This is a genomic window from Pseudomonas sp. PDM16, from assembly GCF_014851865.1.
Lineage (GTDB): Bacteria > Pseudomonadota > Gammaproteobacteria > Pseudomonadales > Pseudomonadaceae > Aquipseudomonas.
In genome coordinates this window covers 589250-610710 of the sequence record NZ_JACVAM010000001.1, presented here as the reverse complement: position 1 = coordinate 610710, position 21461 = coordinate 589250, and the positions used below count along the sequence as shown (strand labels likewise).

19 protein-coding genes and 1 pseudogene are annotated in these 21461 nt (G+C 63.8%); 12 read left to right on the top strand and 8 right to left on the bottom strand.

The features are described from left to right. The first annotated feature begins 78 nt into the window (after positions 1 to 78). Both trkA and IB234_RS02760 read left to right on the top strand, forming a co-directional pair. Positions 79 to 1452 carry a Trk system potassium transporter TrkA gene (trkA, locus tag IB234_RS02765; RefSeq protein WP_192313478.1) on the top strand — a complete coding sequence of 458 codons (1374 nt, stop codon included), beginning with the start codon at positions 79 to 81 and terminating at the stop codon, positions 1450 to 1452. Between the two features lie 27 nt (positions 1453 to 1479). Then, positions 1480 to 1812: a tetratricopeptide repeat protein gene (locus IB234_RS02760; RefSeq protein ID WP_192313476.1), complete on the top strand. Its 333-nt coding sequence runs from the start codon at positions 1480 to 1482 to the stop codon at positions 1810 to 1812. Here IB234_RS02760 and IB234_RS02755 read toward each other — a convergent pair. The 4 genes from IB234_RS02755 to IB234_RS02740 all read right to left on the bottom strand — a co-directional run bounded on the left by IB234_RS02755 (position 1809) and on the right by IB234_RS02740 (position 4935). Further along, entirely contained in the window at positions 1809 to 2078 is a 270-nt protein-coding gene (locus IB234_RS02755) for a PilZ domain-containing protein (protein ID WP_192313473.1), read from the bottom strand. The two genes, IB234_RS02760 and IB234_RS02755, sit on opposite strands and share 4 nt — an antisense overlap. A 58-nt stretch (positions 2079 to 2136) precedes the next feature. Continuing rightward, positions 2137 to 3024: a lysophospholipid acyltransferase gene (locus IB234_RS02750; protein WP_192313471.1), complete on the bottom strand. Its 888-nt coding sequence runs from the start codon at positions 3022 to 3024 to the stop codon at positions 2137 to 2139. Positions 3025 to 3102: 78 nt separating this feature from the next. After that, entirely contained in the window at positions 3103 to 3660 is a 558-nt protein-coding gene (locus tag IB234_RS02745) for a DNA-3-methyladenine glycosylase I (protein WP_192313469.1), read from the bottom strand. A gap of 57 nt (positions 3661 to 3717) precedes the next feature. Next, positions 3718 to 4935: a class I SAM-dependent methyltransferase gene (locus tag IB234_RS02740; protein ID WP_192313466.1), complete on the bottom strand. Its 1218-nt coding sequence runs from the start codon at positions 4933 to 4935 to the stop codon at positions 3718 to 3720. A gap of 172 nt (positions 4936 to 5107) precedes the next feature. On the opposite strand from IB234_RS02740, the gene glyQ reads away from it, so the two are divergent. The 10 genes from glyQ to IB234_RS02690 all read left to right on the top strand — a co-directional run bounded on the left by glyQ (position 5108) and on the right by IB234_RS02690 (position 15426). After that, entirely contained in the window at positions 5108 to 6055 is a 948-nt protein-coding gene (glyQ, locus tag IB234_RS02735) for a glycine--tRNA ligase subunit alpha (RefSeq protein ID WP_192313464.1), read from the top strand. Next, positions 6055 to 8109: a glycine--tRNA ligase subunit beta gene (gene glyS / locus IB234_RS02730; RefSeq protein WP_192313462.1), complete on the top strand. Its 2055-nt coding sequence runs from the start codon at positions 6055 to 6057 to the stop codon at positions 8107 to 8109. The genes glyQ and glyS overlap by 1 nt, the downstream gene beginning before the upstream one ends. A 46-nt stretch (positions 8110 to 8155) precedes the next feature. After that, complete coding sequence (gene gmhB / locus IB234_RS02725; protein WP_192313460.1) at positions 8156 to 8686, top strand: D-glycero-beta-D-manno-heptose 1,7-bisphosphate 7-phosphatase; 531 nt, start codon at positions 8156 to 8158, stop codon at positions 8684 to 8686. Between the two features lie 15 nt (positions 8687 to 8701). Then, the gene (locus IB234_RS02720) at positions 8702 to 9475 is read left to right on the top strand and encodes a lysophospholipid acyltransferase family protein (RefSeq protein WP_192313458.1); all 774 of its coding nucleotides are present in this window, start codon (positions 8702 to 8704) and stop codon (positions 9473 to 9475) included. A gap of 209 nt (positions 9476 to 9684) precedes the next feature. Continuing rightward, the gene (locus IB234_RS02715; protein ID WP_192313455.1) at positions 9685 to 10308 is read left to right on the top strand and encodes a CDP-alcohol phosphatidyltransferase family protein; all 624 of its coding nucleotides are present in this window, start codon (positions 9685 to 9687) and stop codon (positions 10306 to 10308) included. A 10-nt stretch (positions 10309 to 10318) separates the two neighbouring features. Next, positions 10319 to 12073: a bifunctional alpha/beta hydrolase/class I SAM-dependent methyltransferase gene (locus tag IB234_RS02710; protein WP_192313452.1), complete on the top strand. Its 1755-nt coding sequence runs from the start codon at positions 10319 to 10321 to the stop codon at positions 12071 to 12073. Beyond that, complete coding sequence (locus IB234_RS02705; protein ID WP_192313449.1) at positions 12073 to 13410, top strand: phosphatase PAP2/dual specificity phosphatase family protein; 1338 nt, start codon at positions 12073 to 12075, stop codon at positions 13408 to 13410. The genes IB234_RS02710 and IB234_RS02705 overlap by 1 nt, the downstream gene beginning before the upstream one ends. Further along, positions 13400 to 13855, top strand: a complete 456-nt coding sequence (locus IB234_RS02700) for a hypothetical protein (RefSeq protein ID WP_192313446.1) — start codon at positions 13400 to 13402, stop codon at positions 13853 to 13855. Before IB234_RS02705 ends, IB234_RS02700 begins: the two co-directional genes overlap by 11 nt. Before the next feature lie 13 nt (positions 13856 to 13868). Further along, positions 13869 to 14492 (top strand): lysophospholipid acyltransferase family protein, encoded by a 624-nt coding sequence (locus tag IB234_RS02695; RefSeq protein WP_192313442.1) that lies wholly within the window; start codon positions 13869 to 13871, stop codon positions 14490 to 14492. Between the two features lies 1 nt (position 14493). After that, positions 14494 to 15426 (top strand): phosphatidate cytidylyltransferase, encoded by a 933-nt coding sequence (locus IB234_RS02690; protein WP_192313439.1) that lies wholly within the window; start codon positions 14494 to 14496, stop codon positions 15424 to 15426. 9 nt (positions 15427 to 15435) lie between these two features. Here IB234_RS02690 and IB234_RS02685 read toward each other — a convergent pair whose 3' ends face one another. From IB234_RS02685 to dnaN, 4 genes and pseudogenes are all read right to left on the bottom strand, one after another. Beyond that, positions 15436 to 16632 carry a GGDEF domain-containing protein gene (locus IB234_RS02685; RefSeq protein WP_192313436.1) on the bottom strand — a complete coding sequence of 399 codons (1197 nt, stop codon included), beginning with the start codon at positions 16630 to 16632 and terminating at the stop codon, positions 15436 to 15438. A gap of 179 nt (positions 16633 to 16811) precedes the next feature. Beyond that, the gene (gene gyrB / locus IB234_RS02680; protein WP_192313433.1) at positions 16812 to 19232 is read right to left on the bottom strand and encodes a DNA topoisomerase (ATP-hydrolyzing) subunit B; all 2421 of its coding nucleotides are present in this window, start codon (positions 19230 to 19232) and stop codon (positions 16812 to 16814) included. A 4-nt stretch (positions 19233 to 19236) separates the two neighbouring features. Beyond that, positions 19237 to 20338: pseudogene (recF, locus tag IB234_RS02675) on the bottom strand (DNA replication/repair protein RecF). Between the two features lie 9 nt (positions 20339 to 20347). Next, positions 20348 to 21451, bottom strand: coding sequence for a DNA polymerase III subunit beta (gene dnaN / locus IB234_RS02670; RefSeq protein ID WP_192313426.1), 1104 nt, complete (start codon positions 21449 to 21451; stop codon positions 20348 to 20350). Positions 21452 to 21461: the final 10 nt, after the last annotated feature.

Genomic DNA, 21461 nt, shown 5'->3' with positions numbered 1-21461 from the left:
ACTGCGCTTCCTCGCCCGCTTTCGCCTTGCCTGGCTCTAGCTCGCGATATCGTAGACAGGGTCTAACGGAGCTACTCGATGAAAATCATCATTCTCGGCGCAGGGCAGGTCGGCGGTACCCTGGCGGAGCACCTGGCCAGCGAGGCCAACGACATCACCGTGGTCGACACCGATGCCGACCGCCTGCGCGACCTCGGCGACCGCCTGGACATCCGCACCGTGGTCGGCCGCGGCTCCTTCCCCACCGTGCTGCGCCAGGCCGGTGCCGATGACGCCGATATGCTGGTGGCGGTGACCAACAGCGACGAGACCAACATGGTCGCCTGCCAGGTCGCCTACACCCTGTTCCACACCCCGACCAAGATCGCCCGGGTGCGCGAGTCGGCCTACCTGACCCGCGAGGCGCTGTTCGATAACGAGGCCATCCCGGTCGACGTGCTGATCAGCCCCGAGCAGGTGGTGACCAACTACATCAAGCGCCTGATCGAATACCCCGGCGCTCTGCAGGTGATCGACTTCGCCGAGGGCAAGGCCCAGCTGGTGGCGGTCAAGGCCTACTACGGCGGCCCGCTGGTTGGCCAGCAGCTACGCCAGCTGCGCGAGCACATGCCCAACGTCGACACCCGGGTGGCCGCTATCTTCAGGCGCAACCGGCCGATCATGCCGCAGGGCGACACGGTGATCGAAGCGGATGACGAGGTGTTCTTCATCGCCGCCAAGGCCCACATCCGCGCGGTGATGAGCGAACTGCGGCGCATGGAAGACAGTTACAAGCGCATCGTCATCGCCGGTGGCGGGCATATCGGCGAGCGCCTGGCCGAAGCCATCGAGAGCCGCTATCAGGTGAAGATCATCGAGATGAACCCGGCTCGCTGCCGCTACCTCTCGGACAACCTGGAAAGCACCATCGTCCTGCAGGGCAGCGCCTCCGACCGCGACCTGCTGGTGGAAGAGAACATCAACGAGGCCGACATCTTCCTGGCCCTGACCAACGACGACGAGGCCAACATCATGTCCTCGCTGCTGGCCAAGCGCCTGGGCGCGCGCAAGGTGATGACCATCATCAACAACCCGGCCTACGTCGACCTGGTCCAGGGCGGCGATATCGATATCGCCATCAGCCCGCAGCTGGCCACCATCGGCACTTTGCTGACCCACGTGCGCCGCGGCGACATCGAGAGCGTGCACAGCCTGCGCCGCGGTGCGGCAGAAGCCATCGAGGCCATTGCCCATGGTGACACGCGTTCAAGCAAGGTGGTCGGCAAGATGATCGAGGAGATCGCCCTGCCGCCGGGCACCACCATCGGCGCGGTGATCCGCGACGAGGAAGTGCTGATCGCCCACGACGACACCGTGATCGAATCCGGCGACCACGTGATACTGTTCCTCGTCGACAAGAAGTACATCCGCGACGTGGAGCGTCTGTTCCAGGTCGGACTGACCTTCTTCTGATAACGAGTTCTCACCGAGGCCCATGGCATGACAGCGCCGGACTCCCTGGAAAAACTGTTGGCCCGCGGGGTGGACAACGCCTTGTTGCGCTTCGGCCTGGGTAAGTCCTACCTCGACGGTAACCAGCCCGAGGTTGCTGCCGAGCACCTGCAGAAGTGCCTAGGCTTCGACCCCAACTATTCAGCGGCGTGGAAACTGCTCGGCCAGGCGTGCCAGCGCCAGGGCATGCTGGAAGAGGCGCGCCAGGCCTGGCACAACGGCCTGGAAGTGGCTCGCAAGCGCGGTGACAAGCAGACGGAAAAAGAAATGACGGTGTTCTTGCGCCGTCTGGAGAAGACGGCAGGTAGCGCGAGCGGTTAGTCCTCGCGCTGGAAGATCAGCGCCACGCCGCTGGGCTCGAAACGCACCACCTGCATCTGAACCACTGGGGCCGGGATCGGCAGGCCCTGAACCTGACCGCTGACCACCTCGCCGATCTGCAGCAGGCGCTGGGCATCGTCGATGACCACGAACACCCCACTTTCCGAGATATCACGGGTCGTTACCATCATCCGCCCATGGATAGGATGGTCGATGCGTAACTGGACTTTCAGCGGGGATCTCTTGTGCTCGCGCTTGTTGTCCATGCCTGTCCTGTTCCGAGCGAAGAAGTTGTTCTGACGGTAATAGCTATCGCGCCCCGCATCAATACCACTTCTTCTCACCCTCGGGGCGCTTCTTGAAGCGTTTCATGCTCCACAGGTACTGGCTCGGGTAAGCGCGAACATAGCGCTCCAGCTCCCGGCTCATCGCAGCAGCCGCTATTTCAGGATTTTCACTGTACATGTCCTCGGGTACAGCCTCGAAGATCACCCTGAAGCCGCTATTGTCCGGCAGACGAACGGCGTTGAGGATCACTCCGCGTGCCTTGCCGCCGGCAAGCATCCCGGGTACGAATTTGCTGGTGAGGGCCTGGATGGCACAAAAGGGGACGAAGACGCCGGCAGAAAGACTGGGCTCCGGATCAGCGGGAATGCCCACCACACCACCACGGCGTACTTCCTTGATCACGCTGAGAATTCCCTCCTTGGTCGAAGGGGCGACCCGATTGCCCATCTGCGCTCTCTGCTTCTGCAGCAGCTCGTCGACAGCCTTGAGCTTGGGAGGGCGATAAAAGATCACCGGTTTGCACAGGGAGCAGAAGTAATGGTTGAGCACCTCCCAGTTACCCAAGTGGCTGGCGACACCGACCACCCCCTTGCCTGACGCCAGCGCATCCTGCAGCACATCCAGCCCTTCCACCTCCTTCACCAGCTTGAGGGTACGCTCCACCGGCCAGATCCAGGCGCAGGCGCTCTCGGTGAATATCTTGCCGATATCACGCAGAGTCGCGCCGACGAGGCGCTCGCGAGCCGCCTCGTCGAGCTCGGGAAAGCACTTGGCGAGGTTGATGCGCACCACCTCGCGCGTCCTGTTCGGTATCTTCCACATAAGCCAGCCAATGGCAGAGCCTGTCGCCTGCACGGCCCTCCAGGGCAGTAGAGCGAACAGTCGCAGGAAACCGACGACCAGGGCACCTTTGAGCTTCTCCACGGAAGACTCCTGAAAATTGGCTGGGCCGGCATTGTAACGGCTGTGACCGTCGGGATCAGCCTAGCCGCGCCGGCGGCCTCAGTCGGCGCCGCCGAGGGCGCGGTAGCGATCGCAGTCGCGGGTGTGGTCCATGACCATGCCCGCCGCCTGCATGTAGGCGTAGCAGATGGTCGGGCCGACGAAGGTGAAGCCCAGCTTCTTCAGCGCCTTGCTCATCACCTCGGCCTCCGGCGTTACCGCCGGCACGTCGCCGCGACCGCTGAACTGGTTGATCTTCGGCGCGCCGCCGACGAAGGACCAGAGCAAGCCGGCCGGGTCCTCCAGCTTTAGCCAGGCTCGCGCGTTCTTGCGTGCGGCCTGCAGCTTCAGGCGATTGCGGATGATGCCGGGGTCCTGCATGCGCTCCTCGATCTCCTCGTCGGTCATCACCGCCAGGCGCTCGGCATCGAAACCGAACAGCACCTGGCGATAGCGCTCGCGCTTCTTCAGCACGGTGATCCACGACAGCCCGGCCTGGAAGCCTTCCAGCAGCAGCATCTCGAACAGCCACTGCGGGTCGCGCTGTGGCACACCCCATTCCTCGTCGTGGTAGGCGATGTACAGCGGGTCGTCGTTGCACCAGAAGCAGCGGGGCATGGCGTTTATATCCAGAGGGAGTCGTGCCGCACTGTAGCGCAGCGCGCGCGGTGACCGTTAAAAACGCCCGTCCGCCTGCAGCAGGGTTTCCAGGCAGTGCTCCTGAATCCCGTAGAACTGCTTGATGCCCTGGATCTTCTCCAGCAGCGCACTCGGCTCCACCGGCTCGGGGCGCTTCACCGCCAGAATCATCTTGTTCTTGTTGGTGTGCTCCAGCGAGACGAACTCGAACACCTTGGTCTCATAGCCGCTGGCTTCCAGCAGCAGGGCGCGCAGGCTGTCGGTGACCATCTCGGCTTCCTGGCCCAGGTGCACACCGTACTGCAGCATGGGCTTGAGCAGGCTCGGCATCTGCATCTGCGGGCGGATCTGCTTGTGGCAGCAGGGCGAGCACATGATGATCGCCGCGCCGCTGCGAATGCCCAGGTGCAGGGCGTAGTCGGTGGCCACATCGCAGGCGTGCAGGGCGATCATGATGTCGATGGCGGCCGGGGTGTAGGTGCGTACATCGCCATGCTCGAAGCTCAGGCCTGGCTGCTCCAGGCGGGCCGCCGCCGTGTTGCCCAGGAGCACCATGTCTTCGCGCAGTTCCACGCCGGTGACCTGGCCCTGCAGGCCCAGGCTGTTACGCAGGTAGTCGTGCATGGCGAAGGTCAGGTAACCCTTGCCCGAACCGAAGTCGACGGCATGGATCGGCAACTGCGGATCACGCTGCTGCAGCGGCGAATGGCTCAGGGCGTGGGAAAACACCTCGATGAACTTGTTGATCTGCTTCCACTTGCGCGCCATCGCCGGCACCAGTTCGTGCTTGGCGGTGGTCACGCCCAGATCGGTGAGGAACGGCCGGCTCAGTTCGAGAAAGCGCTTCTTCTCCCGATCATGGCCGGCGGCCGGCGCTTCGCGCTCGACCGTCTTGCCGACGAACAGGCGCGCCTTGTCCTTCTTGCCGAAGGTCAGTTGCACATCGTCGGTCAGCGACAGCAGGTGGGCGTTCTTGAACGCCGTCGGCAGCAGGCTGGCGATATGCGCCAGGGCTTCGGCCACGGGCAGGTTCTTGGTGATATCGCGGGTCTTGTAGGTCGAGACGAACGACAGGCAGGCCTGGCCTTTGACCGTGACCGGACGAATGGTCAGGCGCTGCAGCTCGGCTTCCTCGCCCTGGTACTTGCTCAGCAGCAGCTTGACCAGGGTGTTCTGCACCACGCTGGTTTCCAGCAGGGCGAGAAACTCGTCGCGGGCGGCTGTGGCGGCGGAGGGCTGGGGTTCGACTGACATGACAAGGGCCTGAATAAACGCTGCCGAGACCGGCAAGGGGCGGTAATGCTACAGGGTACTCAGCATGCGTGCGCGCAGGGCTGACGGAGTATGCCTGCCGCCACCTCCCGCGCGGGGTTGATCGGGTATACTGCCCGGCTTTATTGCAAACGCCTCGACACCGGTGGAATTCGTGAGCCAAACAACGCCCGACGTGAGCACCTTCCAAGGCCTGATCCTCGCCCTGCAAAGCTATTGGGCCGAGCAAGGCTGCGTGATCCTGCAACCCTACGACATGGAGATGGGTGCCGGTACCTTCCACACCGCCACCTTCCTGCGCGCCATCGGTCCGGAGACCTGGAACGCCGCCTACGTGCAGCCCTCGCGCCGCCCGGCTGACGGTCGCTACGGCGAGAACCCCAACCGTCTGCAGCACTACTACCAGTTCCAGGTGGTGCTCAAGCCGAACCCGGAGAACATCCAGGACCTGTACCTGGAGTCGCTGCGCCGCATCGGCGTCGACACCCTGGTGCACGACATCCGCTTCGTCGAGGACAACTGGGAATCGCCGACCCTCGGCGCCTGGGGCCTGGGCTGGGAAGTGTGGCTGAACGGCATGGAAGTCACCCAGTTCACCTACTTCCAGCAGGTCGGCGGCGTCGAGTGCTACCCGGTCACCGGCGAGATCACCTACGGTCTCGAGCGCCTGGCCATGTACCTGCAGGGCGTCGACTCGGTGTATGACCTGGTCTACTCCGACGGCCCGTTCGGCAAGGTCACCTACGGCGACGTGTTCCACCAGAACGAAGTGGAGCAGTCCACCTTCAACTTCGAACACGCCAACGTCGACAAACTGTTCGACCTGTTCGACTTCTACGAGTCCGAAGCCAACCGCCTGATGGAACTGCAGCTGCCGCTGCCGGCCTACGAAATGGTGATCAAGGCCTCGCACAGCTTCAACCTGCTCGACGCCCGCCGCGCTATCTCGGTGACCGCGCGCCAGCAGTACATTCTGCGCGTGCGTACCCTGGCGCGGAACATCGCCCAGAGCTACCTGCTGGCCCGCGCCAAGCTCGGCTTCCCGATGGCCACCCCCGAACTGCGTGACGAAGTACTGGCCAAGCTGAAGGAGGCCGAATAATGAGTGCTCAGGATTTTCTGGTTGAACTGGGCACCGAAGAGCTGCCACCCAAGGCTCTGAAAAGCCTCGGCGAAGCCTTCCTCGCCGGCGTGGAAAAAGGCCTCAAGGGCGCCGGCCTGAGCTATGCCAAGGCCCGCTACTACGCCGCGCCACGTCGCCTGGCCGTGCTGGTCGAACAGCTCGCCGCGCAGCAGCCGGACCGCACCGTCAACCTCGACGGCCCGCCCGTGCAAGCCGCCTTCGACAAGGATGGCAACCCGACCCAGGCCGCCCTTGGCTTCGCCAAGAAGTGCGGCGTCGAGCTGAGCCAGATCGACACCAGCGGTCCGAAACTGAAATTCAGCCAGTCGATCGCCGGCCAGCCGGCCGCCGGCCTGCTGCCGGGCATCGTCGAGGCTTCCCTCGGCGAGCTTCCGATTCCCAAGCGCATGCGCTGGGCCGCGCGCAAGGACGAGTTCGTACGTCCGACCCAGTGGCTGGTGATGCTGTTCGGCGACGCCGTGGTCGACTGCGAAATCCTCGCCCAGAAGTCCGGCCGCATCTCGCGTGGCCATCGCTTCCACGCCAACCGTGACGTACAGATCAGCAGCCCGGCCAGCTACGCCGAAGACCTGCGCGCCGCCTACGTGGTCGCCGACTTCGCCGAGCGCCGCCAGCAGATCGCCGCTCGTGTCGAGGAACTGGCCCGCGCCGAGAACGGCACCGCCATCGTCCCACCGGCCCTGCTCGATGAAGTCAGCGCCCTGGTCGAGTGGCCGGTGCCGCTGGTCTGCTCCTTCGAGGAGCGTTTCCTCGCCGTGCCGCAGGAAGCCCTGATCACCACCATGCAGGACAACCAGAAGTACTTCTGCCTGGTCGACGGCAACGGCAAGCTGCTGCCGCGCTTCATCACCGTGGCCAACATCGAGTCGAAAGACCCGGCGCAGATCGTTTCCGGTAACGAGAAAGTCGTACGCCCGCGCCTGACCGACGCCGAGTTCTTCTTCAAGCAGGACAAGCGCCAGCCGCTGGAGAAGCGCAACGAGCGCCTGGCCAACGTGGTGTTCCAGGCCCAGCTCGGCAGCGTGTTCAACAAGGCCGAGCGCGTCTCCAAGCTCGCCGCCTTCATCGCCGAGCGCACTGGCGGCGACGCCACCCGCGCGGCGCGTGCCGGCATCCTCTCCAAGTGCGACCTGGCCACCGAGATGGTCGGCGAGTTCCCGGAGATGCAGGGCATCGCCGGCTACTACTACGCCAAGCACGACGGTGAAGCCGACGACGTGGCCCAGGCGCTGAACGAGCAGTACATGCCGCGTGGCGCTGGCGCCGAGCTGCCGCAGACCCTCACCGGCGCTGCCGTGGCCGTAGCCGACAAGCTCGACACCCTGGTCGGCATCTTCGGCATCGGCATGCTGCCGACCGGCTCCAAGGACCCCTACGCCCTGCGTCGCGCGGCGCTGGGCGTGCTGCGCATCCTGATCGAGAAGCAGCTGGACCTCGACCTGGTCGAGGCCGTGGCCTTCTCCATCGGCCTGTACGGCGACAAGGTCAAGGCCGAAGGCCTGGCCAGCCTGGTGCTGGACTTCATCTTCGACCGCCTGCGTGCACGCTACGAAGACGAAGGCGTGGACGTTGCCGTGTACCAGGCCGTGCGTGCGCTCAAGCCCGCCGCGCCGCTGGACTTCGACCAGCGCGTGCAGGCCGTGCAGGCCTTCCGCAAGCTGCCGGAAGCCGCCGCCTTGGCTGCCGCCAACAAGCGCGTGTCCAACCTGCTGAGCAAGTACGAAGGCCAGGTCGCCGCCAGCGCCGAAGCCCACTACTTCGACAACCCGGCCGAGTTCAGCCTGTACTCGGCGATCCAGCAGGCCGCCCAGGCCGTGCAACCGATGGCCGCCGCGCGCTGCTACCGCGAGTCGCTGGAGCGCCTGGCCGCCCTGCGTGAGCCGGTGGATGCGTTCTTCGAGGCCGTGCTGGTGAATGCCGAGGATGCCTCGGTGCGCGCCAACCGCTATGCGCTGCTCAACCAGCTGCGTGGCCTGTTCCTCGGCGTCGCCGATATCTCCCTGCTGGGCTGACGGCCAACCGGGCGGCGCAAGGCCGCCCGGTCACCCTGGTACGCGTATGAAACTGCTGATTCTCGACCGCGACGGCGTCATCAATGAAGACTCCGACGCCTATATCAAATCTCTCGACGAATGGATCCCGGTTCCCGGCTCCATCGACGCCATCGCGCGCCTGAGCCGCGCCGGCTGGACCGTGGCCGTAGCCACTAACCAGTCGGGCCTGGCGCGCGGCTATTACGACCTGGCCACACTGGAGTCCATGCACGCACGCCTGCGCCAACTGGTGGCAGAGCAGGGCGGTGAAGTCGGCCTGATCGTGCATTGCCCGCACGGCCCGGACGATGGCTGCGACTGCCGCAAGCCCAAGCCGGGCATGCTGCTGCAGATCGCTGCGCACTACGGCACGGAACTGGCAGGTGTGTGGTTCGTAGGCGACAGCAAGGGTGACCTGGAAGCCGCCCTGGCCGTCCATTGCCAACCCGTTCTGGTGAAGACCGGCAAGGGCGAGCGCACGCTGGCCAAGCCGTTGCCAGCGGGAACCCTGATATTCGATGATCTGGCGGCGATAGCCGACCAGCTTCTGCTCTAGGAGAGCCCGAGTCCCATGACGACAGTGCAGGCCATCAGAACCTTCTTCTTCTACCTGCTGCTGTCGTCCAGCTCGTTCTTCTGGTGCATCCTCTGCGTGTTCATTGCACCCTTCCTGCCGTTCCGTGCCCGCTACCGCCTGGTGGTGCAGGCCTGGTGCAGCTGCGCCACCTGGCTGGCCAAGGTGGTGGTCGGCATCCGCTACGAGGTGCACGGCCTGGAGAACATCCCGCAGCAGCCCTGCGTGATCCTCGCCAAGCACCAGAGCACCTGGGAAACCTTCTTCCTCTCCGCCTTCTTCGAGCCGCTGTCGCAGGTGGTCAAGCGCGAGCTGCTGTACGTGCCGTTCTTCGGCTGGGCGATGGCCATGCTGCGCCCGATCGCCATCGACCGCAGCAATCCTAAGGCCGCACTCAAGCAGCTGGCCAAACAGGGCGACGAGCGCATCAAGCAGGGCGCCTGGGTGCTGGTGTTCCCCGAGGGCACGCGTATTCCGCCGGGCCAGATCGGCAAGTTCTCCCGCGGCGGCGTGGCCCTGGCGGTGAACGCCGGCCTGCCGGTGCTGCCGATCGCCCACAACGCCGGCGAGTTCTGGCCCAAGCAGGGCTGGGCCAAGTACCCGGGCACCATCCAGGTGGTGATCGGCCCGGTCATGCACGCCCAGGGCGAAGGCCCGCGCGCCATCGCCGAGCTCAACGAGCGCGCCTACGCCTGGGTCGCCAAGACGCAGCAGGAAATCAGCGGCATCACGCCGGAAGTGGCCCAGGAGAGCGCCTCCAGCGCCGCCTGAGCATCTGTGGATAAGCTGTGCAAGAAATACCAGCAGAGTGCCATTACAGAGCGTAACTAGCTGATTTTAATGCGATTACTCGAAAGACCAGGGATAGGCTCGACGGGGTATAAGTTTTTCGCGCGGCAGCGCACGTTCTGCGCGGAACGCCGCCCCGGCAAAGCGGTTAAGCTAAGCGCACTTCGCATCGTGAAAGGGATTTTCGCTCCATGCCGTCGATCTACCAGCTCAAGCCACGCTTCCAGAACCTGCTGCGCCCCGGCGTGCAGCGTCTCTATGATCGTGGCGTCACCGCCAACCAGGTGACCCTGGCCGCAGCTGTGGTCTCCGTACTGCTCGGCGCGCTGCTGGCGATCTTCCCCGACATCACCTGGCTGTTCGCCCTGATCCCGCTGTGGATGCTGCTGCGCATGGCACTGAACGCCGTGGACGGCATGCTCGCCCGCGAGTTCGGCCAGCAGTCCAAGCTCGGCGCCTACCTCAACGAACTGAGCGACGTGGTCGCCGACAGCGCCCTGTACCTGCCCTTCGCCCTGCTTGCCGGCGTCTCGCCGACCCTGGTGGTGCTGGTGGTAGTGCTGGCGGTGATCAGTGAATACGCCGGCGTGCTCGGCCCGATGGTCGGTGCCTCGCGGCGCTACGACGGCCCCATGGGCAAGAGCGACCGCGCCTTCTGCTTCGGCGTGCTGGGCGCCGGTGTGGCGTGCGGCCTGCTACCGGCGTCTTGGATAAACGGGCTGCTGGCCGTGATCCTGCTGTTGCTGATGGCGACCCTGGTCAACCGTGTGCGCCAAGGCCTGGCCGAGGTGGCACAACCCTCTCAATCGGAATAGGGACATTTCGATGCGCGACTGCAAGACGGCGGTCTTCCTCACCCACGACGGCGTGGAACTGCTCTATCGCCACTGGCCCGCCAGCCAACCTGGCGACGGCCCGCGCAAGGCCGTGGTGATGTTCCACCGCGGCCACGAGCATGGCGGGCGCATGGCCCACCTGCCGGCCGAACTGGACCTGCCCGACTACGACTTCTTCGCCTGGGATGCCCGCGGTCATGGCCTGTCACCCGGAGCCCGCGGCGACAGCCCGAGCTTCGCCACCAGCGTGCGCGACGTGCAGACCTTCCTCGACCATATCAGCGCAACGCACGATATCCAGCAGACCGATATGGCGGTGCTGGCGCAGAGCGTCGGCGCGGTGATCATCAGCACCTGGGCCCATGACTACGCGCCGAAAGTGCGCTGCCTGGTGCTCGCCTCGCCGGCGTTCAAGGTCAAGCTCTATGTACCCTTCGCCCGCCCGGGCCTGAAGCTGCTGCGCCAGTGGCGCGGTAATTTCTTCGTCAACAGCTACGTCAAGGCGCGCTTCCTCAGCCACGATCCCGAGCGCATCGCCTCGTTCGAGAACGATCCGCTGATCACCCGGCCGATCTCGGTCAATATGCTGCTCGGCCTGTATGAAGCGGCGGACCGTGTGGTGGCCGATGCCCAGGCGATCCAGGTGCCGACCCAATTGCTGATCTCCGGTGCCGACTTCGTGGTGCACCGTAAGCCGCAGGAGCAGTTCTTCCAGCGCCTGGGCAGCCTGCGTAAGGAGCAACACATCCTTCCCGGCTTCTTCCACGACACCCTCGGCGAGCGCGACCGCGCCCATGCCCTGGGCCGTGCGCGGCGCTTTATCCTGGAAAGCTTCGAGCAGCCGGCCACGCGTCCCTCACTGCTGGATGCCGACCGTTGCGGCTGGAGCTGCGCCGAGGCAGAGAGCCTAGCCGCGCCGCTGCCGAAAAACTCCCTCGGCGACCTGTATTGGCGAGCCACCCGTGCCGGCCTCAAGCTCGGCAGCGGGCTGTCCGACGGCGTGAAGCTGGGCTTCGAGACTGGCTTCGACTCCGGCAGCACCCTCGACTACGTCTACCGCAACCAACCATCCGGCAAGTCTGCGCTGGGCCGCCTGATCGATCAGAACTACCTCAACTCCATCGGCTGGCGTGGCATCCGCCAGCGTAAGGTGCATGCCGAGGAGCTGCTGCGCCTGGCCATGGACAAGCTGCGCGAGTCGGGCAAAGGCGTACGTATCGTCGATATCGCTGCCGGCCATGGCCGCTACATCCTCGAATCGCTCGAAGGGCTAGAGCACAAGCCGGACTCGATCCTGCTGCGCGATTACAGCGACATCAACGTGCGCGACGGCAGTGCGCTGATCGAGCAAAAGGGCCTGGCTGACATCGCCCGCTTCGTCAAAGGCGATGCCTTCGACAAGGCCGACCTAGCCGCCCTCGATCCCAAACCAACCCTGGCGGTGGTCTCCGGCCTGTACGAGCTGTTCGGCAGCAACCAGATGATCGGCGACTCGTTGGCCGGCCTGGCTGCGGCGGTCGAGGAGGGCGGCTACCTGGTCTACACCGGCCAGCCCTGGCACCCGCAGCTGGAGCTGATCGCCCGCGCCCTGACCAGCCATCGCCAAGGCCAGGCCTGGGTCATGCGCCGCCGTAGCCAGGCGGAGATGGACCAGCTGGTCGAGGCCGCCGGCTTCCGCAAGCTGGAACAGCGCATCGACGAGTGGGGCATCTTCAGCGTGTCCCTGGCTCAGCGGGTGTCCTGATGCAGGCTGCCCGCGAGACCGGATTGTGGAAGCGCGGGGTCCTCTGGCTGTTGCTGCTCGCCCCGCTGTTCTTCGCCAGCTACGGCTTCGCCAACTGGCTGACGGCTCAACACGACGATGTCGGCAGTCTGGTCTTTGCCTGGGAACATGCAACGCCGCTGTGGGCCTGGACCATCGTGCCCTACTGGTCGATCGACCTGCTCTACGGCCTGTCCTTCCTGCTCCCGGCCACGCGCCGGGAGATGGACCGGCATGCCCTGCGTCTGCTCAGCACGCAGATAATTTGCGTCGCCTGCTTTCTGCTCTGGCCGTTGCGCTTCACCTTCGAGCGCCCGGAGCTGAGCGGCTTCTTCGGCTGGATGTTCGATGTGCTGATGGGCTTCGACAAACCGTTCAACCAGGCGCCCTCGCTACATATCGCCCTGCTGGTGGTGATCTGGACGATGTTTGCCCGGCATACCCGCGGCGTGCTGCTGCGCGGACTGCTGCATGGCTGGATGGCGTTGATCGGCCTGTCGGTGCTGACTACCTGGCAGCACCACTTCATCGACGTGCCGACCGGTGCCCTGGCCGGCTGGCTGTGCGTCTGGCTCTGGCCAATCGAAGGCCGTAGCCCGCTGCACAACCTGCGTCTGGCCCGCGAACCACAGCGTTGGCGCCTGGCCCTGCGCTATGGGCTGGGCAGCGCCGTCTGCGCCGCCCTGGCGGTCAATCTCGGTGGCGCCTGGCTTTGGCTGCTGTGGCCCTGCGCTTCGCTACTGCTGGTCGCACTGAACTATGCGCTGTTCGGCGCCGCCGGGTTCCAGAAACAAGCGAACGGCTCGCTCGGCTCCGCCAGCACCTGGCTGCTCGCGCCCTACCTGCTCGGCGCCTGGATCAACTCGCGGCTGTGGACGCGCAAGCATCCGCAGCCGGATCAGGTGGTGGAGGGCATCTGGCTCGGTCGTGTGCCAAGCGCAGATGAAGCGGCGCCTTTCGCCGCGGTGCTGGATCTAAGCGCCGAGCTGCCGGTCAGCCTGCCCGGCAAGACCTATCGCAACCTGCCGCTGCTCGACCTGGTCGCACCGAATACCGAGGCCTGCCGCCAGGGCGCCGAGCTGATCGAGCAACTGCGCCAACAGGGGCCATTGCTGGTCTGCTGCGCCCTCGGCTACTCGCGCAGCGCCACCCTGCTAGCCGCCTGGCTGCTGCATAGCGGCCGCGCCAGTAGCGTCGAGCAGGCCATCGAACTGATCCGCACCGAGCGTCCGCAGATCGTGCTCGGCGATGCGCAGCGCCTGGCGCTGCAGGGTCTGCTGCAACCGGTCGCAAGCCTGGAGGTGGCGCATGGCCTCTGAGATGCAACTGGCCCTGGTCGCCAGCCTGCTGCGTCGCGGCCGTGGCCTGGACCTGCTATCCAACGCCCTGACCCTGCTCGCTCTCGCCTACGGCCTGGCGCCGCTGCTCGGCGCGCCACACAGCGCCGCCAGCAGCCTGCTCTGCGGCCTGCTGGTGATGCTCGGCCTGGCGCAGAAGTACTGGGCCATCCGCGTAGCGCTGGATGCCGAGCTGTTCACTCGCCTGGCCGCCGATGCCTCACGCCTGGCCGCTCATACCAGCGACCTGGACCAGGCGCTGCACAGCCTCGGCCTGCAGCCCGCCAGCACTCAACCACGCGACTGGCAGCAGCGCAGCAGCGGCGCCGTGCGCCTGCTGCGCCTGCAGGCCGCCTGGCTGGTCGCCCAGTTGCTGCTGGCCCTCAGCATCATTCTCGCCACCCCCTGGCTTTCCCTGGCTGGATAAAGGAGTCAGATCCATGCTCGCCTCGCTTACCGCCTTCGCCATCACCTCGGCGGCCCGCCTGCTGACCGGCGCCCGCGCCCTCTGGCTGGGCTGCACCGCCCAACCGGTACAGCGCCTGTACTACGCCAACCACAGCAGCCACGGTGACTTCGTCCTGCTGTGGGCCTCGCTGCCGCCGGAACTGCGCCGGCGCACCCGCCCGGTAGCAGGCTCCGACTACTGGATGAGTGGCGACCTGCGCCGCTTCCTGATCCGCGACGTGTTCAACGGCGTGCTGGTCGATCGCGAACAGCGTTCGCCACAGACCAACCCGCTGCAGTCGATGCTCGAGGCGCTGGACCAGGGCGACTCGCTGATCATCTTCCCCGAAGGCACCCGCAACCTCACCGAGGAGCCGCTGCTGCCGTTCAAGAGCGGTCTGTTCCACCTGGCCCAGGCCAAGCACGAGGTGGAGCTGGTTCCGGTGTGGATCGCCAACCTCAACCGGGTGATGCCCAAGGGCAGGGCGCTACCGCTGCCGCTGCTGTGCACCCTGAGCTTCGGTGCGCCGCTGCAGCGCGTGGCGGGTGAGGACAAGGCCGCCTTCCTCGAACGCGCCCGCAACGCCCTGCTGGAACTGGCCCCGGAGGTAGTCTGAGATGGATCGCAACACAATCCTGCTGTTCGCCGGCATCGGCGCCGTACTGCTGATCGCCACCCTGATCGCGCGCGTCCTGCGCCATCGTGCCGGTGAAGTACCCAATGCGGTAATCGAGAACCTCAATGCGCGCATCGATGCCTGGTGGGTGATGGTGCTGGTCATCGGCATCGCCTTCCTGTTCGGCAACAACGGCGTGGTCCTGCTGTTCTACTTCGTGTCCTTCTACGCCCTGCGCGAATTCCTCACCCTGACGCCGACCCGGCGCAGCGACTACCCGGCGCTGGTGGCAGCCTTCTACTTCGCCTTGCCGATGCAGTACCTGCTGATCGCGCTGGACTGGTACGGCCTGTTCGCCATCTTCATCCCGGTCTACCTGTTCCTGCTGCTGCCGATCCTCGCCTCGCTGGCCGGCGATACCACGCGCTTCCTCGAACGCGCCTCGGAAGTGCAATGGGGGCTGATGATCGCGGTGTACTGCGTATCCGCGGTGCCGGCGCTGCTGACTCTGGATATCCCCGGCTACGAAGGGCGCAACCTGCTGCTGATCGCCTGGCTGATCATCGTCGTGCAGCTGTCGGACGTGCTGCAGTACGTCTGCGGCAAGCTGGCCGGCAAGCGCAAGATCGCGCCCAAGCTGTCGCCATCGAAGACGGTGGAAGGCTTTGTCGGCGGTGTGGCCCTGGCTAGCCTGGTCGGCGCCTCGCTGTTCTGGATCACCCCGTTCAGCTTCTGGCAGGCCGCGCTGATGGCGCTGACCGTCAACCTGCTGGGTTTCGCCGGCGGCCTGGTGATGTCGGCGATCAAGCGCGACCGTGGAGTGAAAGACTGGGGCCACATGATCGAGGGCCACGGCGGCATGCTCGACCGCATGGACTCGGTGTGCTTCGCCGCGCCGATCTTCTTCCACTTCGTGCGCTATTGGTGGACCTGACGGCCCACCTCATTCCCAGGGATAGCCGGGCAGGCTGAGGTTGTCCGGCAGTACACGCTCACAGGGCAGCATGCGCGAACGATTACGGCCCTGATGCTTGGCCTGGTATAAGGCGGCATCGGCCTTACCGATAAGCTTGTCCGCATTGTCATCGAGGGCCGGTACGTCACACCAGACACCCGCACTGAAGCTTACGCTGATGGGTTCCCCTTCGAACATCACTACGCTCTCGGCAATGGACTCGCGCAGTTCCTCTACCACCGCCATGGCACCATGCGGGTCTGTATCCGGAAGCAGCAACAGGAACTCTTCACCACCATAGCGTCCTAGGCCATCGATCTTGCGTAGGCGCAATCCCATGTGTCTGGCACAGTGACCCAGCACCTGGTCACCTGCCAGATGGCCGAAGCGATCGTTGATCTGCTTGAAGTGGTCGATATCGAGCATCGCCACCGCCAGAGGCGTGGAAGAGCGCTTGGCTCGCTCCATCTCCTCGATCATTCGATCCAGTATCGCCCTTCGGTTGAGCAGGCCGGTCAGACCATCACGCAGAGCCAGTTGGCGCAGCGCCGACTCGCTGCGCTCCTTGGCCATCAATATCAGACCAAGCGAGAGCGTCATCACCGTCACAGTACCGATGCTCACGGAGATGCTCTGCTTGAGGTTACTCACGTCATAACGCATGTCGGTGACCGAGCCACCAAGGATCGCCAGTACCCGAATCAGCAATCCCACCAGGCTCACGGCTCCGCCAATCATCAGCAAGTGATGGGCCCGTCCTTCCGGCGCCGCGGTGCGATGAGCCCAGAGGACAATCAGCCCGCACTGCGCCATCAGTACTACCGATGACACCAGCATGCGCGGCTCTCTTGTCTCTACCAGTAACGCCATACATAGAGCCATGATTGCCGGAAGGCTGAATATCGCGAGCCAGGGAACGGGCAGGGTGCGAATACGAAAGATGCTCGCCGTATAGAACGCCAGCGCGGTGGACAACAAGGTGTTGGCCAGCGCGTAGCTGATCCACAAGCTGGCATGGCCGTAAAGCGTATAGCAGACGTAGGCGCAGGCATGGGCCAACAGGCCGCAGCCGATCGTGAACAGACCGTCCTCGCGCCGGAAGCGTCCCACAATGACGAGGCAGGCCACCATGGTAATGGCGACCAGAGCAACCGAAGCAAAGATGGTCGGCGTATGGGCGATCATGAGCTCTATCCCGCCAGCAGCCATGATTGGCCGGGGGTTTTTCTGCGAGTCTAGCGGCATTCGACAGACCTGCACCAACCGCTCCGCTTTAGCGATTCGGCTACTAACACAACTCCATGATTCAGAAAGAAAAAAACCCGGCTTAATGACCGGGTTTTTTTGCCTGGGAGAGGGAACTGTCAGAAGTCCAGATTCGAGACTGCCAAAGCATTTGACTCGATGAAGTCGCGACGCGGCTCCACGGCATCACCCATCAGGGTGTTGAAGATCTGGTCTGCAGCGATGGCATCCTCGATGGTCACCTTGAGCATGCGGCGAACGGTCGGGTCCATAGTGGTTTCCCACAGCTGCTCCGGGTTCATCTCACCCAGCCCCTTATAGCGTTGGATGCTGTGACGCTTGGTGCTCTCGGTCTTCAACCAATCGAAGGCCTCCTTGAAGGTGGAGACCGCCTTCTTGCGCTCGCCACGCTGCACATAGGCGCCGTCATCCAGCAGGCTGTTGAGCTGGTCGCCCAAAGCGGTAACCGACTTGTAGTCGTTGCTGGCGAAGAAGTCGCGGTTGAAGGTGATGTAAGTGGACAGGCCGTGAGCCAGGATTTCCACTTCCGGCAGCCACAGGTGACGCTCGCGATCTTCACGCAGGCTGGCGGTGTAGGTCTGGCCAGACTTCTCGGCAGCCTTCAGGCGCGCCTGGAAAGCCTCCAGCCAGCTCTGCATGGCAGCCTGGTCGGCCAACTGTTCCACCGACACGCGCGGCAGGTAGACCATGTGCTCGGTGATGTCCTGCGGGTAGACACGAGACAGGCGGCCGAGGGTCTTGATCACCGCGCGGTATTCGTTGACCAGCTGCTCCAGTGCGGCACCGGAAACGCCCGGGGCATTCTCGTTGACGTGCAGGCTGGCATCTTCGAGGGCCGACTGGGTCATGTACTCGTCCATGGCCTCGTCGTCCTTGATGTACTGCTCCTGCTTGCCCTTCTTCACCTTGTACAGCGGCGGCTGGGCGATATAGATGTAGCCACGCTCGACCAGCTCCGGCAGCTGACGGAAGAAGAAGGTCAGCAGCAGGGTGCGGATGTGCGAGCCGTCGACGTCGGCGTCGGTCATGATGATGATGTTGTGGTAACGCAGCTTGTCGATGTTGTACTCGTCGCGACCGATACCGCAGCCGAGGGCGGTGATCAGCGTGCCGACCTCCTGGGAAGAAATCATGCGATCGAAGCGAGCACGTTCGACGTTGAGAATCTTGCCCTTGAGCGGCAGGATCGCCTGGGTCTTGCGGTTACGGCCCTGCTTCGCAGAGCCGCCCGCGGAGTCCCCTTCCACAATGTAGAGTTCGGACAGCGCCGGGTCTTTTTCCTGGCAGTCAGCCAGCTTGCCGGGCAGGCCGGCGATATCCAGCGCGCCCTTGCGGCGGGTCATCTCACGCGCCTTACGGGCGGCTTCACGAGCACGGGCGGCGTCGATCATCTTGCCGACCACGGCCTTGGCTTCGTTGGGGTTCTCCAGCAGGAAGTCGGAGAAGTACTTGCCCATCTCCTGTTCCACCGCGGTTTTCACCTCGGAAGAGACCAGCTTGTCTTTGGTCTGCGAGCTGAACTTCGGATCCGGCACCTTGACCGAGATGATCGCAGTCAGACCTTCGCGGGCGTCGTCACCGGTGGTAGCAACCTTGAACTTCTTCGCCAGACCTTCGCTTTCGATGTAGTTGTTCAGGTGACGGGTGAGGGCGGAGCGGAAGCCCGCCAGGTGGGTACCACCGTCACGCTGCGGAATGTTGTTGGTGAAGCACAGCAGGTTCTCGTTGAAGCTGTCATTCCACTGCAGAGCGACTTCCACACCCACGCCATCTTCCTCGCGCTGGATGTTGAAGTGGAACACCTGATTGACGATGGTCTTGTTGGTGTTCAGGTACTCGACGAATGCCTTGAGACCTCCCTCGTACTTGAACAGCTCTTCCTTACCGCTGCGTTCATCCTTAAGCAGGATGCCGACACCGGAGTTGAGGAAGGACAGTTCGCGCAGGCGCTTGGCCAGAATGTCCCAGCTGAAGTGAATGTTGTGGAAGGTTTCTTCCGATGGCTTGAAATGGATCTGCGTACCGGTTCCATCGCTGTCACCAACCGAAGCCAGGGGGGCCTGAGGCACACCATGTACGTATGTCTGCTCCCAGATCTTGCCGCTACGGCGAATGGTCAGAACCAGTTCCTTCGACAGAGCGTTGACCACCGAGACGCCCACGCCGTGAAGGCCGCCGGATACCTTGTAGCTGTTGTCGTCGAACTTACCGCCGGCGTGCAGCACGGTCATGATGACCTCGGCTGCAGAGACGCCTTCTTCTTTGTGCATATCCACCGGGATGCCACGACCATTGTCGCGCACCGTGATGGACTCATCGGGATGGATGGTGATGCTGATGTCGCTGCAGTAGCCGGCCAGCGCTTCGTCGATCGAGTTGTCGACCACTTCGAAGACCATATGGTGCAGACCACTGCCGTCATCGGTGTCGCCGATGTACATGCCTGGCCGCTTGCGTACGGCATCCAGGCCCTTGAGGACCTTGATACTGTTGGAGTCGTACGTTTGGTTTTCGCTCATGCCTTCACTCCCGATGGTCGTGTCTGGGTGATACAGCCATGTTCCACGTGGAACATGGCGACCGGCGTGTCCGTGCGCCAGCCATCATTCAGTAATTCGTGATCGACACAGGTGATAAACACCTGACACTGCAAATCGTCCAGCAGTCGGCACAAGGCCTGTCGATGTTGCTCATCCAGCTCCGACGGCAGGTCGTCCACCAGATAGATGCATTGGCCATGCTTGGCCTGGTTCAGCAGATGCCCCTGGGCGATGCGTAAAGCACATACCACCAGCTTCTGCTGACCGCGGGACAGAATCTCCGCGGCATTGTGAGCCCCCAAACGCAGGCGCAAATCAGCACGTTGCGGACCGGCCTGAGTGTGACCGAGCTGCTGATCACGGGGCAGGGTAGAAGCCAGGACATCGGTCAGTGGCTTATCTTTGTCCCATCCCCGGTAATAGCTGAGGGACAACCCTTCCAGCTCCACCAGCTCGTGCAGCACCTGCTCGAACACCGGCTTCAGGGCCTGAATATAGGCACGCCGATAACCGTCCAACTCGTCGCTCGCCAGGCACAGTTCACGGTCCCAAGCCGCTTGCGACGCGGCGTCGAGTGTACCATGCCGCAGCCATGAGTTCCGCTGCCGCAGGGCCTTCTGCAGGCGCTGCCAGGCTGGCAGGAAGCGTTGTTCCACGTGGAACACTCCCCAGTCGAGGAACTGTCGTCGCACCTTGGGCGCACCTTCCAGTAAGCGGAAACTGTCCGGATTGATTACCTGCAGCGGCAGCAATTCGGCAAGCTGCGCCGTGCTGCGAGCGCTCTGTCCGTCGATACGGATCTGCAGCTCGCCCTGGCGGTCGCGCGAAATACCGAGATTGCTCTGCAAACCATCCAGCTGCTGCACCTGACCAAATACGGTACAAGCGGGTTGCTCGTACTGGATCATCGGCAACAGCTTGTTGCTTCGGAAGGAGCGGGCAAGGCCGAGCAGGTGAATGGCTTCCAGTAGACTAGTCTTGCCACTGCCGTTAGCGCCGTGAAGGATGTTGATGCGAGGGGAGGGGGAGAGCGTCACCGGGTGCAGGTTTCGCACCGCGGTGACGGTGACGCGGGAGAGGGACATTCAGCGAGATTACAGACGCATCGGCATGACGACATAGGACGAATCGTCGTTACCGGCTTCCTGCACCAGGGCGCTGCTGTTGGCATCGGAGAGGATCAGGCGCACCTGTTCGGTGGTCATCACACCCAGCACGTCGAGCAGGTAGCTGACGTTGAAACCGATCTCCAGGGAGCCGCCGTTGTAGTCGACTACCACTTCCTCTTCGGCTTCTTCCTGCTCCGGGTTGTTGGCCTGGATTTTCAGCAGGCCGCTAGCCAGCTGCAGGCGAATGCCACGGTACTTCTCGTTGGACAGGATCGCGGTACGGCTAAAGGCCTCACGCAGGGCTTGTCGATCACCAACCACCAGCTTGTCGCCACCGCGCGGCAGCACGCGCTCGTAATCAGGGAACTTGCCATCGACCAGCTTGGAGGTGAAAGTGAACTCGCCGGTGGTAGCGCGGATATGGTTGGCACCCAGCACGATGGCCACTTCGCCGTCTTGCTCGGTGAGGAGGCGAGCCAGCTCGAGAATGCCTTTACGTGGCACGATGACTTGGTGCTTCTCGGTGTTCTCGATAGTCGCTTCCATGGCGCACATAGCCAGGCGATGACCATCGGTGGCGACAGCGCGCAGAACACCAGTCTGTACTTCAATCAGCATGCCGTTGAGGTAGTAGCGAACGTCCTGCTGGGCCATGGCGAAACTGGTGCGATCAATCAGGCGCCGCAGCTTGCTCTGCACCAGACTGAAGGTCAGCGAGCCAGGACCTTCTTCCACGGTTGGGAAATCGTTCGCCGGGAGGGTCGACAGGGTGAAGCGGCTGCGACCCGCCTTGACCACCAATTTCTGCTCGTCGACACGGATATCGATCATTACGTCGCTGGGCAGGCTCTTGCAGATATCCATCAGCTTCCGTGCCGGCACGGTGATCTCGCCCGGCTCGGCGCTGTCCTCCAGTGCCACCCGACCGACCAGCTCGACTTCCAGGTCGGTACCGGTCAGCGACAGCTGCTGGCCTTCGACGACCAGCAACACGTTCGACAGGACCGGCAAGGTCTGACGGCGTTCGACGACGCCGGCGACCAGTTGCAGGGGTTTCAACAGGGCTTCGCGTTGAATGGTGAAATGCATGGTCTCGTCC